Raw genomic sequence first — 13,600 nt, forward strand, 5'->3', positions numbered from 1 at the left:
CCGGAATTAGTGGCTGCCCTGACCACCGGTATCGGCGGCATGGTTTTGCAGGTATTTGAGCAGGGTGCGCTCCTCTTCCTTGCTCAGGCGATAGTAGGCAGACATCGCCTTGAGCCCCGAGATCCAGCCGTTGGCAGTGAAGTGAGCGGGATCCGGCGCGCCGTGGCAGGAGTTGCAGGTGGATTTGTACATCTCGCCAGCGTAATCCCAGATCGGTTTGAGCGAGGACTCAAAGCCCTTGCCATCGACCCAGGCCTGCACCTGAACCTGTTCCCACTTGATATGGGTGGCGCTGTCGGTCTCCTGCTTGAGCACTTTCTCGCTCGCTTTCAGTTCGTCACGGATGGTGGCGACGAAGACCCGCTTGCCCATGTATTCGCTCAGCACCCGGCCCTTGCCATCGCTCTCGCGCCACCCTTCGATGGTCACCTTGAGGCGATCGCCGCTGCGGTCCACCACGTCGATGCGGGAGGCAGGCAGCAGTTTGCCGACCGGGTCGGTGCTCTGTTCGCTGGCATAGAGATCTTTTTCACCCAGGTTGTAGAGGGTCTCGGCGGCTGGCGCCTCTTGCGCGTCGTTAACCAGGGTGGCGTAAGTGGCCCGGAAGCCGCCCGCCATGTTGGGCAGTTCGTGGGCGATGCCCTTGTGGCACTCGATGCAGTTCATGTTCTTCGCCGCCGCATCTTTCATCGCCAGCGCGGCCGCCGGGGACTGCTTGGCGTGATCCATGTTGTCGTAGCTGTGGCAGGACTTGCAGGTCTTGGAGTTCTGGCTGCTCATCCGTGCCCACACCTTCTCGGCCAGATGCAGGCGCCGGTCCTCGAACTTCTCCTGGGTGTCGATACTGTGGCCTATGTACTCCTGATAGAGGTCGTTGGCCGCCTCCATCTTGCGGGCCACCTTGCCGACAAAGTCCTTCGGCTGGTGACAGTCGGTACAGACCGCCTGTACCCCTGAGGCATTCTTGAAGTGGATGGACTCTTTGTACTCCGGATAGACGGTGTCTTTCATGGAGTGGCAGGAGATACAGAATTCGAGGCTGCTGGTTTTCTCAAAGCCGTAGTGCAGGCCGACGGTGCCCGCGAGGGTGACGCCGACGCCCACCAGAAGCAGCGCCAGTACCGACCAGCGGCGGCTGGGGGTGCGCAGGAAGTGCCACAGTTTTTTCATCATGCTCTCTCACATCACTTTTTTGATGGGGGCCATGATAGGGAGGCGTTGTGAACAGGGCTGCCGCCACAAATTAATGAAATAGGGGTATTTATGACAAAATGTGAATAGAATAATCCTCCCTTGTCGACCATCGTGAACCCTGCCCATGAGCTACCACATTCTGGTTGTTGAAGATGATGCGGTTACCCGCGAGAAGCTGACCGGCTATTTCGAGCGGGAGGGCTATCGGGTGACGGCGGTCGAAAACGGCCAGGAGATGCGCGCCGTGCTGGCGGAGCAGACGGTTGATCTGGTGATGCTGGATATCAACCTGCCGGGGGAAGATGGTCTGCTGCTGACCCGTGAACTGCGGGCGCGCAGCACGGTGGGGATCATTCTGGTCACCGGCCGCAGCGATGCGGTGGACAAGATTGTCGGCCTCGAGATGGGAGCCGACGACTATGTCACCAAGCCGTTCGAGCTGCGGGAGTTGCTGGTGCGGGTCAAGAATCTACTATGGCGGATCTCGTTGGCCACCGCCGCGCCGAGCGAGCCTGCGGTGGCTGACGATGCGGTGCGCTTCGGCCCCTGGCGTTTTGACATCCCCCGTCGCCAGCTCAGCAAGGACGGAGTGCCGGTGCGCCTGACCAAGGCCGAATATGAAGTGTTGGTGGCCTTTGTCGCCCATGCCGGGCGGGTGCTCAGTCGGGAGCGGATCCTGACCCTCATCAGCCATCGCGGCGATGGCCCGAGCGATCGCACCATAGACGTGTTGATCCGGCGGCTGCGCGGCAAGATGGAACCGGATCCGCGGGATCCCCAGCTGTTTGTCACCGTCCATGGTGAAGGCTATCTGTTTGCCGGCGAGATAGCCTCCTGACCCCGTTGCGGTGGCATTGACCTGTTTGACCGGGTATCAGACCGGCGGGCGGGTATCAAATTGCGGGCAGTCGTCACCAATCTGATGCCAGGGCGCCTTGGAGCCGACAAAGATGTGAAATGCGGGCCGCTGGCTTGGCACATCGTCCAGTACCCCGAGGCGCAGGTTGATCTTGCCGCTACTGCTCTTCTGGCTGAACAGGCTGGAGCCGCAGTGACGACAGAAGGCCAGGGTGGTCTCTGCCGATTTCCGGTAGCGGCTGATGGCCTCTTCTCCCTTCATAATGGTGACCTTGTTGCCATCCAGTCCGCCGACCGAGGCGTAATCTCCCCCTGAAAACTTGCGGCATTCGCTGCAGTGGCAGTTGCCCATATAGTCGAATTGATCCGGCAGGGTCAGGGCGACGGCGCCGCACAGGCAGCTGGCATGTAACTCTTTCATCTCTTCTCCTTGAGTGTGCTAATCGGATTTTGGACGGCTATTCGAGCCGCCAGTTATTCGACCCGATAGACGGGACGAAAAGCGCCATCCGAGAGGGAGTCGGCCGGGTTGGCCAGTGGCGCAGACAGGGTCAGAATGGGTGGCCCCATTACCCGCGGGCACTGCTCGGCACTGGCATCCGGGTGTTGCAGCAGGCAGACCGCCTGAGCGACTGCAAGGCGCCCCTGAAGCCGCATCTGATCGCTGTTGGCGGCCAGGATCTTGCCCCGGCGCAAGCCGCGCTGCACCCCGTGGCTGAAGTAGGTGCTCAGCACCTGGGGCCGATCGAGATGGCGCTGCGCCAGCTCGTTGACCGCCACTTCGGCGGCGATGGCGCCCCCCACCAGATAGTCGAGGTCGGGATAGCGGGCCAGAGTCTGCTGCACCAGCGTACGCTGGATTTCCCGGCTGTTGTCGCCGCGCTCGGTTGTGACCAGCTTGATGGCGCTCCCCTTGATGGCGTCGGCAAAGCCCGGCTCCACGAAGTTGTTACCGCCGCTCGCCTGCGGGCCGGGGAAGAGGGCGACCGAGACCGACTTGCTGCCGGCGGGGTGGCGCTGCGCCAGCCAGTGGCCAATCTGCCAGCCCATCTGGTACCAGGAGACTCCCACCTTGGCCTGCACCAGACCAGTGGGCAGATCGTTGACCAGCCCAAAGACCGGCAGCGGCGTGGCCTTGATCGCCTCGCGCAAACCCTGATAGCTCACCGCGCCGAGCAAGATGGCGTCGCTGCCTTCCTGCACGCAGCGCTGCAACTGCTGGCGCTGCTCGGCGAGGGCGCCGTAGCCCCCCGCTTCGTGGATCTGCAACTTGACTCCCAGCCGTTTCGCCTCGTCCATCATGCCCTGATTGACCGAGAGCCAGTAGGCGTCGCGCAGATGGGGGTAGAGGGCGCAGAGGGTCAGCGGTTTGGTTGCGGCGGCGGGTTCCGGCCACTGCTGGCGCACCGGCTGGCCGCTGAATTCGCCGCCGGGCCAGAGATCGACCGCAAAGGCGAGGGCGGCGCGGGGAAGCATTAGCAACCAGATCAGCAACAACGGGGAGAGATAGACGCTTCGCATGGTCAGGGGTTTTGTTAAAGTGTTGGGCCATATTATCCGGTCAAAGCCGACCACAACCAAGGGACTTCCCGTGAGAATCTTTTCCGGCCTGGGTGGCAAGTTGCTGCTGGCCTTCTCCCTGATGGCGTTGCTTACCCTGAGTGCCTCCCTGCTGGGCTGGGTGGGGCTTAGCCATCTGCGCCAGCTGGAGCAAGGAGTGCAGCAGACTCTGGCCGATCAGGAGCTGGCGCGCACGCTCTCTCGCCTCAGCGGCGAGATCCAGAGCGCGTCGAGGCTGCTGGCCACCTCGACCAGCGAGCAGGAGCGGGAGCATCAGGGGCGTTTGCTCACCCTGCAGGGGCAACAGCTGCAGCAGGTGCTGGCGCAACTTGGCCGTGGGCAGGGTTCAACAAGCCTCGATCAGCTCAGTCAGAGCATCATCGGCAATCTGGGTCAGCAGGGCTGGCTGGTGGGGGAGCGCCTGACCCTGATGACGCAGGGGGAGGCGCAGCGGGCCCGTCTGGTGGCGGCGGCCGGACAGATCGCCGAGCTGGCGCGCAGCCAGATGGAGAACGCCGAAACTGTGATGGTGGCGGGATTGGGTTCCCTCTACCAACAGCAAGGGGGGCAGGCGGCCCTGACGCTGGATCGCTTGCTGGAGCAGGATCTCGACTGGCTGGAGCAGATGACCGAGCTGCGTCATCGCACCCTGATGCAGCAGCAGCGTATTGAGGAGATGTGGCGCAGCGAACGGCAGGAACAATTGCAAACGCTATTGCAAGAGGGGCAGCGGGAGCTGGCCATCTTGCAACTGCGAGCCGGGGCGGTGACCGATCCGGCTCGTCGGCAGGCGGTGGAGCAGGCGCTGACCGTGCTGGCGCAGAGTGACAAGCTGATGCAACTGCGCAGCGACTGGCTCGGCAAGGGAGAGGCGCTGCGGGTGCTGGCCAATGCCAATGAGGCCCTGATGAGCAGCCTCAACCAGCAGGTCGGTGAGCTGGTCAGCCGTGCCCGCGATTCGCTGGGGCAGAGCCAGCAGGCGCTAAGCCAGCGTCTCAGGCTGCTGGAGCAGGCGCTGATGGCCATTGGCCTGCTTACGCTGGTACTGCTGATGCTGTTGATGTGGCGCATGGTCTACGGCCGGATCGTCTGGCCGCTGCAACGGGCGGTGGCGGGGATGAGCCGGTTGGCCCGCGGGGTACTGGCTCCCCTTGAGCCTATCGCCGGGGCGGGCCGTGATGAGCTGGCGGAGCTGGGTCGAGCTTTGCAGGTGTTTCGTGACAATGCGGTAGAGTTGGGCCGCTATCAGCGCGAACTGGAGTCGCGGGTCGAGGAGCGCACCGGCCAGCTCAGCCACGCCAACGAGCGGCTCAACGAAGAGGTGGAGAAGCAGCGGCAGGCTCGCGCTGAGGCAGAGCAGGCCAACCGGGCCAAGTCGGTGTTTCTCGCCACCATGAGCCACGAGATCCGCACCCCCATGAACGGCATTCTGGGCGGTCTGACGCTGCTGGAAGATACCCACCTGAGCGAAACCCAGCAGCGCTATCTGGCCGCCATTGAGCACAGTGGTGAATCCCTGCTGGAGATCCTCAACGACATTCTCGACTACTCCAAGATCGAGGCGGGCCATGTGGAGGCACGCCGCGAACCCTTCCCCCTGTTCCAGCTGGTGGATGAGCTGAGCGCGTTGTTTCGGCCAAAGGCGGCGGCCAAGGGGGTCACCTTGGCGCTGGAATATGCGCCTGGGCTGGCGCCTGTGGTCGAGGGGGATCTGGGTAAATTGCGGCAGGTGCTCGGCAATTTGCTCGGCAATGCGGTCAAGTTTACCGCCCGTGGCCAGATTACCCTGACGGTGGCGCCCCTTGTTTGTCACGGCCCTTGCGCCGAGCCCTGCATCCGCTTCGTAGTGCGCGATACTGGCCCCGGCATTCCGGCCGATGAGCAGGAGGCGGTGTTCGAGGCGTTTCGCCAGCGCCAACGAGACGTGGGCCATCAGGGCGGCACCGGGCTGGGACTGGCGATCAGCCGCAAGCTGGTGGCTGCCATGGGGGGCGAGCTGCGCCTTGCCAGTGAACCGGGCAAGGGGTGTGAATTCAGCTTCAGCCTGCCGTTGCAGCGTTCGAGCGCCCAACTGCCCACCGAGGCGCAGCCGTTGCACCTCGGCCAGTCCCGCGACATCCTGCTGGTGGAGGATAACGAGATCAACCGGTTGGTGGCGCACGGCATGCTGACTCGCCTCGGCCATCGCGTCACCCTGGCCGAGGATGGTCGCAGCGCGCTGGCACTGGTGACCGAACGTCCCTTCGAGCTGGCGCTGCTCGATATCAACCTGCCCGACATGGATGGCATCACCCTGCGCGAGGATCTGGCCGCCATCAGCGAGGAGATGCATGAGCGGCCGTTGCCCGCCATCGCCATCTCGGCCCAGATGTATCCGGAGGATATCCGCCACTGCCTTGCCGTCGGGTTTGTCGATTTTGTCGGCAAGCCGGTGCGGCTGGCGGTGCTGGCGAACGCCATCGAGCGGCTGTTTCGGCAAGAGGGGGCCTCCATCGAGCTGCCTGTGCTGTTATCTGCCGCGCCCTCTGCCAACCGGCCCGAGTGGGCCAATCCGGTGCTGGACGCCGATCTGCCCCTGCTCGGCATGGCGCGGATCCGCCAGCTTGTCGCGCTGTTTGAGTCGCAAGGGCGGGTGTTGGTGGATACATTGATTCAAGGGGATGGCAGTCAGCAGCGGCAACTGGCACACAAGCTCAAGGGGAGTGCGCTGGCGCTGGGTTTGACCGGTTTTGCCAGCCACTGCGCGGCCCTTGAGGCGGGAGGCGGGGAGCCAGCGGCAATCGGGGCGCAATTTGACGCGGCGGTGAGCGGGTTACAGCAGTGGCTGGCGGCCAACAGGGATGCGCAGCCCTGATCCCTGCTTGCTATGTACAACGTTCAGAGATGGTGGCCAGCCCCTGCGCCGTTATTCTATTTCGCGAAACAGTACCTGCTTGCACTTGGCGCAGACCCATTCCCGGCGAAAATCGGTCAGGTGCACCATGCCCACCTCCAGCAACTCGTGGTGGCCGCAGTGGTGACAGAAAATGATGTCGCCATCGACAGCTTCCGGGTGGGCCGCCAGATATTCGGCTTTGGTGGGGAGCTGATCCCACGAGGTGGTGGAAACATGTTTGCGCTGGCTGGTGTAGTAGACCCAGTAGAACAGAAAAAAGACAGCCAGGATCACGAATGTCAGCAGATGGTCCATCTTGAACTCCTCCGGTCAGATGTCGCCCTTCGGGCGGGTGGCGGCAATCAGCTCCATCATCATTAAATTTGTTTTGAATGAATATGTTACAGGATGGATCACTACGGCGTTGTGATCCCCTTCGGGTTTTGCCCGCCCAACCGCGGGATGAAAAATGTCTCTTTTGGCGAAGGGGCCAGGGTATTGAACGGGGAGGGAATCTTGCTTTTTACAACATAAATTCAACATTTTTTTAGGTGGTTGGACTGTCTCTTTGATCCAGCTCACGTTACAATGCCCACGCCCACTTCACCTAATGCGCAAACGATTTTCAGGAGAGAAACGGATGTTGAAACGTGACATGACCATCGCCAATTATGATCCGCAATTGTGGCAGGCCATCACAGACGAAACCCGTCGTCAGGAAGAGCATATCGAGCTGATTGCGTCTGAGAACTACACCAGCCCCCGTGTCATGGAAGCCCAGGGCTCCCAGTTGACCAACAAGTACGCCGAGGGTTACCCCTCCAAGCGTTACTACGGTGGTTGCGAGTATGTGGATGTGGTCGAAACCCTGGCCATCGAGCGCGCCAAAGAGCTGTTCGGTGCCACTTACGCCAACGTGCAGCCGCACTCCGGCTCCCAGGCCAACAGCGCCGTCTACATGGCGCTGCTGCAACCGGGTGACACCGTACTGGGCATGAACCTGGCCCACGGCGGTCACCTGACTCACGGCTCTCCGGTCAACTTCTCCGGCAAGCTCTACAACATCATTCCTTACGGCATCGATGAGTCCGGCAAGATTGACTACGACGAGATGGAGCGTCTGGCCATTGAGCACAAGCCGAAGATGATGATCGGTGGCTTCTCCGCTTACTCCGGTATCGTTGACTGGGCTCGCATGCGCGAAATCGCCGACAAGATCGGTGCCTACCTGTTCGTCGACATGGCCCACGTGGCTGGCCTGATTGCCGCTGGCGTCTATCCGAACCCGGTGCCCCACGCTCACGTGGTCACCTCCACCACCCACAAGACCCTGGCCGGTCCGCGCGGTGGTCTGATCCTCTCCGCCGCCGACGACGAGGAGCTCTACAAGAAGCTCAACTCCGCCGTCTTCCCGGGTGGTCAGGGTGGCCCGCTGATGCACGTCATCGCCGGTAAAGCCGTTGCCTTCAAAGAGGCACTGGAGCCCGAGTTCAAGACCTATCAGTCTCAGGTCGTGAAAAACGCCAAGGCGATGGCTGCGACCTTTATCGAGCGCGGCTACAAGATCGTCTCAGGCGGTACCGACAACCATCTGATGCTGGTTGACCTGATCGGCCGCGAGCTGACCGGTAAGGACGCTGACGCCGCGCTGGGCAAAGCCAACATCACCGTCAACAAGAACTCCGTGCCCAACGACCCGCGCTCCCCGTTCGTCACCTCTGGTGTGCGGATCGGTACCCCGGCCATCACCCGCCGCGGTTTCAAGGAAGCCGAGTCTATCCAGCTGACCCACTGGATCTGCGACGTGCTGGACAACCACGACAACGACGCCGTGCTGGCCACCGTACGCGAGAAGGTGCTGGATATCTGCCGCCGCTTCCCGGTTTATGGCTGATAAGCCGGATCGTTCGGTTTGAGACCAATGCCACCTTCGGGTGGCATTGTTTTTTCTGGCTTTTACCGGTTTTGGATGGCCGTGCTACACTGGCCGACCTAAGATCCTGGCCCGCCGGGCCGGTCCCTGTTCCATTAACGCCGGAGGTCCGATGCATTGCCCATTCTGTAGTGCGGTTGATACCAAGGTGATCGATTCCCGCTTGGTGGCAGAAGGCCATCAGGTGCGCCGCCGTCGTGAGTGTCTGCTCTGTCACGAGCGTTTTACTACCTTCGAGATGGCCGAACTGGTGATGCCCCGCGTCATTAAGTCCAACGGTTCCCGTGAGCCGTTCAACGAAGACAAGCTGCGCGCCGGCATTCTGCGGGCGCTGGAGAAGCGGCCGGTGAGCATGGAGGCCATCGAAAAGGCGGTCAACCATATCAAATCGCGCCTGCGTGCCACCGGCGAGCGCGAAGTTGCCTCCGAGCTGGTGGGCAATCTGGTGATGGATGAGCTCAAGAGTCTGGACAAGGTGGCCTATATCCGCTTTGCCTCCGTCTATCGCAGCTTCGAAGATATTCGCGAGTTCGGCGAAGAGATCGCCAAATTGGAGAAATGATGGTATCGGATGGGCAAGCGGATATCTGCTTTGCCCCTCTCTACCTCAGGACACGCAGATATCCGCGAATTTGGCGAAGAGATCGCCAAATTGGAGAAATGATGGTATCGGATGGGCAAGCGGATATCTGCTTTGCCCCTCTCTACCTCAGGACACGCAGATATTCGCGAGTTTGGCGAAGAGATTGCCAAGCTGGAGAAGTAAACCGCCATTCTCACCCATGTTGCCGCGTCCGATTACGCTGCGCTAATCGAACCTACGATACTGCGTAAAGTCGAGATGTGTTGTCAAAGGAGCCCGAATGTTTAGTCAAGATGATTACCAATGGATGAGTCGGGCCCTCGAACTGGCCCGCCGCGGCCGTTACACCACGGCTCCCAACCCCTGTGTTGGCGCCGTGCTGGTCAAAGATGGCGTGGTGGTTGGCGAAGGGTGGCATCAGAAGGCGGGCGAGCCCCATGCCGAGGTCTACGCCCTGCGCGCCGCCGGTGACAACGCCCGTGGCGCCACCGCCTATGTGACCCTCGAACCCTGCTCCCACCACGGTCGTACTCCCCCCTGTGCCGAGGCGCTGATCAAGGCCGGGGTGGCCCGGGTGGTGGCGGCCATGGTCGATCCCAACCCCGAGGTGGGCGGGCGCGGCCTGCGGATGCTCTCCGAGGCGGGCATCAAGACCGATTTCGGTCTGCTGGCGAGTGAAGCCGAAGCGCTCAACCCGGGCTTTTTCAAGCGGATGCGTACCGCCTTCCCGCGGGTGACCGTCAAGCTGGGGGCCAGCCTCGATGGCCGCACCGCCATGGCGAGCGGCGAGAGTCAGTGGATCACCTCCCCCGATGCGCGCCGCGACGTGCAGCGGCTGCGGGCCCGCCACGATGTGGTGCTCTCCAGCGCCGAGACGGTGCTGGCTGACGGCGCTTCCCTGACCGTGCGCTGGGACGAGCTGCCCCCTTCGGTCAAGGCCGCCTATCCCAAGGAGACCCTGCGCCAGCCGCTGCGGGTCATCGTCGATTCGCAAAATCGGCTCACCCCCGACTTGCCGCTGTTCCAGAGCGAGAGCCCGGTGCTGCTGGCCCGCCACAAAGCAGCTGGCGAGTGGCCTGCGTGGGTGCAGCAGCTGGAGTTGCCACTGCTGGATGGCAAGCTGGATCTGGTCAGCCTGTTCATGCTGCTGGCTAAGCAGAACGTCAACTCGGTGCTGATAGAGGCGGGGCCACGGCTGTGCGGCGCTCTACTGGATAAGGGTTTGGTGGATGAGCTGGTGCTCTATCAGGCGCCCAAACTGATGGGGGATGAGGGGCGCGGCCTGTTCCATCTGCCCGGTCTGACCCGCTTGTTCCAGGCGCCCAAGCTCAATATCAAGGATGTGCGCATGGTCGGCCAGGATATTCGCATTACCGCCAAAATAGCCTGATTTATCAATGTTCAAGGGGGCATAATCTGCCCCCCTCATCAGCAAGGTGATCTGCATGTTTACCGGAATTATCGAAGCGGTGGGAACCCTGGCCGAACAGCGCCGTCAGGGCGATGACATGGCCCTCACCGTCCATGCGCCGAGCCTGGATTTTAGCGACGTCAAACTGGGCGACTCCATCGCCACCAACGGCGTCTGCCTTACTGTTGTGGCGCTGGGCGACAAGAGTTATACCGCCGATGTATCGCTGGAAACCCTGTCGCGCACCGGCTTTACCGCCGCCAGAGTGGGCGATCGGGTCAACCTCGAGAAGGCGCTGATGCCCACCTCCCGCCTCGGCGGCCATCTGGTCTCCGGCCACGTGGACGGGGTCGGGGAAGTGAAAAGCGTCTCCAGCAGCGGCCGCGCCATCGAGTACTGGATCAAGGCACCGGGCGAGCTCTCCCGCTACATCGCCGAGAAGGGCTCCATTGCGGTGGATGGCATCAGCCTCACCGTCAACTCAGTGCAGGGCGACCTTTTCCGCCTGACGATCGTGCCCCACACCGCCCAGGAGACCACTATCGCCAGCTGGAAGCCGGGTCACAAGGTCAACCTCGAGGTGGATCAGATCGCCCGCTATCTGGAGCGGCTGATGATGGGCAAGCCCCAGGAGAGCAGCGCCTCCACCCTGACCATGGAGACGCTGGCCAAGGCCGGTTTTCTCTGACGGTGTACGCTAAATCCGGCCACCAAAACGATTTTCTGTGATCCCGCTCTGATTGAAATGGGGCCGCTCGCCCCAATCTAGAGCAACATACACTCGCATTTGCGTTGAGCCAGCAGGCTCAACCCCCAAGCACACTGATGGAGTAGCCCATGGCGCTGAGCACAACCCAGGAAATCATTGCCGATATCAAGGCGGGCAAGATGGTGATCCTGATGGATGACGAAGACAGGGAGAACGAAGGCGACCTTATCATGGCCGCCTCCTGCGTCCGTCCTGAGGATATCAACTTCATGGCCCGCTACGGCCGTGGCCTCATCTGCCTGACGCTGACCCGGGATCGCTGCAAGCAATTGGCGCTGCCGCTGATGGTGGATCGCAACAATGCCCAGTTCTCCACCGCCTTTACCGTGACCATCGAAGCGGCCGAAGGGGTGACTACCGGTATCTCCGCCGCCGATCGCGCGGTGACCGTGCAAGCGGCAGTGGCGCCCAATGCCAAGGCGGCCGATCTGGTGCAACCGGGTCACATCTTCCCGCTGATGGCGCAGGATGGCGGCGTGCTGACCCGTGCCGGTCACACCGAAGCTGGCTGCGATCTGGCCCGTCTGGCCGGTTACGAGGCGGCCTCCGTCATCGTCGAGATCCTCAATGAAGATGGCACCATGGCGCGCCGTCCGGATTTGGAGATCTTCGCCGAGCAGCACGGCATCAAGCTCGGCACCATCGCTGACCTTATCGAGTACCGCAACCAGCACGAGACCACGGTCGAGAAAGTGGCCGAGTGCAAGCTGCCCACCGAGTTTGGCGAGTTTGACCTCATCACCTTCCGCGACACCATCGACAATCAGGTTCACTTCGCCCTGAAAAAGGGTGAGGTACAGGCCGATCAGCCGACGCTGGTGCGGGTCCATCTGCACGATGTGTTGAGCGATCTGCTGCTGACCGACCGTCACGCCGCCCGCAGCTGGCCGCTGCCCAAATCTATGGCGCGTATCGCCAGCGAGGGCGGGGTGCTGGTGATTTTGGGGGCGGAGTCCCATGGCGAGGAGCTGCTGGCCCGGGTCAAGGGCTTTGAGGCGGCCGACAAGGGGCTGGCACCGGAAGGGGCCAAGTGGCAGGGCACTTCACGCCGGGTTGGCGTCGGCTCCCAGATCCTCAAGGCGCTGGGTGTGAGCAAGATGCGTCTGCTGAGCTCGCCGAAGAAGTACCACGCCCTTGGTGGTTTCGGGCTGGAAGTAGTGGAATACGTCGGCGAGTAAAGGACTCAAGGTTCTACCAGAGAAGTACCATCCCCTTCCGGGTGGTTTCGGTCTGGAAGTGGTTGAGTACGTCGGCGAGTAAAGTTCCACCAGAGAAGTACCATCCCCTTCCGGGCGGTTTCGGTCTGGAAGTAGTGGAAAACATCGGCGAGTCAGCTCGCCGGACTGGTTAAATCGCGATCATGGCTGTCTATTGCGGCCATGGTTTTTGTCGTGGGTCTGTTGTGCTAGAATGTGCGCACTTTTGACTCCGGCCCTTTTGATTGCACAGATACAGGATTTCCAATGAAGGTTATCGAAGGAAATATCGCCGCTCCTGAGGCGCGCGTTGCTATTGTTGTTGCCCGTTTCAACAGCTTCATCAACGACAGTCTGGTGAACGGCGCGGTGGACGTACTGAAGCGTCAAGGTCAAGTGCAGGACAGCAACCTGACACTGGTAAAAGTGCCGGGCGCGGTTGAAATGCCATTGGTCATCAAGAAGCTGGCCAAGAGTGGTCAATATGACGCCATCGTGGCGGTCGGTACTGTCATCCGTGGCGGCACCTACCACTTCGACCTGGTGGCAAACGAGAACAGCAAGGGCATGGCTCAGGTAATGATGGAATATGAAATTCCCGTTGCCTTCGGGGTGCTGACCACTGAAAACATTGAACAAGCCATCGAGCGTGCAGGTACCAAGGCGGGTAACAAGGGTGCAGAGGCTGCACTGGCAGCGCTCGAAATGATCAACGTCCTGAAAGAACTGGACGTGTAACGAGGAGAAGTACATTGAAACCGTCTGAGCGCCGTAAAGCCCGCCATTGCGCCACCCAGGCCATCTACCAGTGGCAGATGACCAAGGCTAACGTGGGTGACATCGAAGAGCAGTTCAAGATCGATCAGGACACCAAGGGTGTAGACCTGAGCTATTTCCGCGATCTGCTGTTCGGGGTAGCCCTCCACTGCAACGAGCTGGACAAGGTGTTTGCACCTTACCTCTCCCGTCCGCTGGAAGAAGTGGACATGGTGGACAAGGCGATCCTGCGTCTGGCGACCTATGAGCTGACCCGTCGTGATGATGTACCGCCGCGCGTGGTCATCAACGAAGCGATCGAGCTGGCCAAAGCCTTCGCCGCCGATGACAGCCACAAGTTTGTCAACGGTGTACTGGACAAGGTGATCAAGTCGCTGAACAAGCGTTGATCCTGCTGTCCGTCAGCATCTAAGAGAGGAGCCAGCTTATTGCTGGCTTTTTACT

Annotated in this window: 14 protein-coding genes; 9 read left to right on the forward strand and 5 right to left on the reverse strand. The window is 61.4% G+C overall.

Annotated features, from left to right (window positions below):
- Nucleotides 1-6 precede the first annotated feature (6 nt).
- Nucleotides 7-1,173, reverse strand: a complete 1,167-nt coding sequence (gene torC / locus I6G90_RS20115) for a pentaheme c-type cytochrome TorC (protein ID WP_005343495.1) — start codon at nt 1,171-1,173, stop codon at nt 7-9.
- Nucleotides 1,174-1,318: 145 nt separating this feature from the next.
- Between torC and torR the strand changes: the two genes are divergently transcribed.
- The gene (gene torR, locus I6G90_RS20120) at nt 1,319-2,032 is read left to right on the forward strand and encodes a two-component system response regulator TorR (RefSeq protein ID WP_197928944.1); all 714 of its coding nucleotides are present in this window, start codon (nt 1,319-1,321) and stop codon (nt 2,030-2,032) included.
- 36 nt (nt 2,033-2,068) lie between these two features.
- Here torR and I6G90_RS20125 read toward each other — a convergent pair whose 3' ends face one another.
- The gene (locus I6G90_RS20125; RefSeq protein ID WP_139691970.1) at nt 2,069-2,473 is read right to left on the reverse strand and encodes a GFA family protein; all 405 of its coding nucleotides are present in this window, start codon (nt 2,471-2,473) and stop codon (nt 2,069-2,071) included.
- A gap of 53 nt (nt 2,474-2,526) precedes the next feature.
- Nucleotides 2,527-3,573 carry a TMAO reductase system periplasmic protein TorT gene (gene torT, locus I6G90_RS20130; RefSeq protein WP_197928945.1) on the reverse strand — a complete coding sequence of 349 codons (1,047 nt, stop codon included), beginning with the start codon at nt 3,571-3,573 and terminating at the stop codon, nt 2,527-2,529.
- Nucleotides 3,574-3,643: 70 nt separating this feature from the next.
- Between torT and torS the strand changes: the two genes are divergently transcribed.
- Complete coding sequence (gene torS, locus I6G90_RS20135) at nt 3,644-6,466, forward strand: TMAO reductase system sensor histidine kinase/response regulator TorS (RefSeq protein WP_197928947.1); 2,823 nt, start codon at nt 3,644-3,646, stop codon at nt 6,464-6,466.
- 51 nt (nt 6,467-6,517) lie between these two features.
- On the opposite strand, the gene I6G90_RS20140 is transcribed toward torS, so the two are convergent.
- The gene (locus tag I6G90_RS20140) at nt 6,518-6,802 is read right to left on the reverse strand and encodes a hypothetical protein (RefSeq protein WP_075114374.1); all 285 of its coding nucleotides are present in this window, start codon (nt 6,800-6,802) and stop codon (nt 6,518-6,520) included.
- A 15-nt stretch (nt 6,803-6,817) separates the two neighbouring features.
- A complete protein-coding gene (locus I6G90_RS20145) occupies nt 6,818-7,069 on the reverse strand; it encodes a hypothetical protein (protein ID WP_197928950.1) in 252 nt (83 codons plus the stop codon).
- Between the two features lie 58 nt (nt 7,070-7,127).
- On the opposite strand from I6G90_RS20145, the gene glyA reads away from it, so the two are divergent.
- From glyA to nusB, 7 genes are all read left to right on the forward strand, one after another.
- A complete protein-coding gene (glyA, locus tag I6G90_RS20150) occupies nt 7,128-8,381 on the forward strand; it encodes a serine hydroxymethyltransferase (protein ID WP_197928952.1) in 1,254 nt (417 codons plus the stop codon).
- 151 nt (nt 8,382-8,532) lie between these two features.
- Nucleotides 8,533-8,982 (forward strand): transcriptional regulator NrdR, encoded by a 450-nt coding sequence (gene nrdR / locus I6G90_RS20155; protein ID WP_005338880.1) that lies wholly within the window; start codon nt 8,533-8,535, stop codon nt 8,980-8,982.
- A gap of 301 nt (nt 8,983-9,283) precedes the next feature.
- Nucleotides 9,284-10,393: a bifunctional diaminohydroxyphosphoribosylaminopyrimidine deaminase/5-amino-6-(5-phosphoribosylamino)uracil reductase RibD gene (gene ribD, locus I6G90_RS20160; protein ID WP_197928954.1), complete on the forward strand. Its 1,110-nt coding sequence runs from the start codon at nt 9,284-9,286 to the stop codon at nt 10,391-10,393.
- 55 nt (nt 10,394-10,448) lie between these two features.
- Nucleotides 10,449-11,102 carry a riboflavin synthase gene (locus I6G90_RS20165; RefSeq protein WP_197928956.1) on the forward strand — a complete coding sequence of 218 codons (654 nt, stop codon included), beginning with the start codon at nt 10,449-10,451 and terminating at the stop codon, nt 11,100-11,102.
- A 149-nt stretch (nt 11,103-11,251) separates the two neighbouring features.
- The gene (gene ribBA, locus I6G90_RS20170) at nt 11,252-12,361 is read left to right on the forward strand and encodes a bifunctional 3,4-dihydroxy-2-butanone-4-phosphate synthase/GTP cyclohydrolase II (RefSeq protein ID WP_058052396.1); all 1,110 of its coding nucleotides are present in this window, start codon (nt 11,252-11,254) and stop codon (nt 12,359-12,361) included.
- Between the two features lie 285 nt (nt 12,362-12,646).
- Nucleotides 12,647-13,117, forward strand: a complete 471-nt coding sequence (gene ribH / locus I6G90_RS20175) for a 6,7-dimethyl-8-ribityllumazine synthase (RefSeq protein ID WP_005338866.1) — start codon at nt 12,647-12,649, stop codon at nt 13,115-13,117.
- Between the two features lie 14 nt (nt 13,118-13,131).
- Nucleotides 13,132-13,545 carry a transcription antitermination factor NusB gene (nusB, locus tag I6G90_RS20180; RefSeq protein WP_042656704.1) on the forward strand — a complete coding sequence of 138 codons (414 nt, stop codon included), beginning with the start codon at nt 13,132-13,134 and terminating at the stop codon, nt 13,543-13,545.
- Nucleotides 13,546-13,600: the final 55 nt, after the last annotated feature.

Source organism: Aeromonas allosaccharophila (assembly GCF_016026615.1).
GTDB classification, from domain to species: domain Bacteria; phylum Pseudomonadota; class Gammaproteobacteria; order Enterobacterales; family Aeromonadaceae; genus Aeromonas; species Aeromonas allosaccharophila.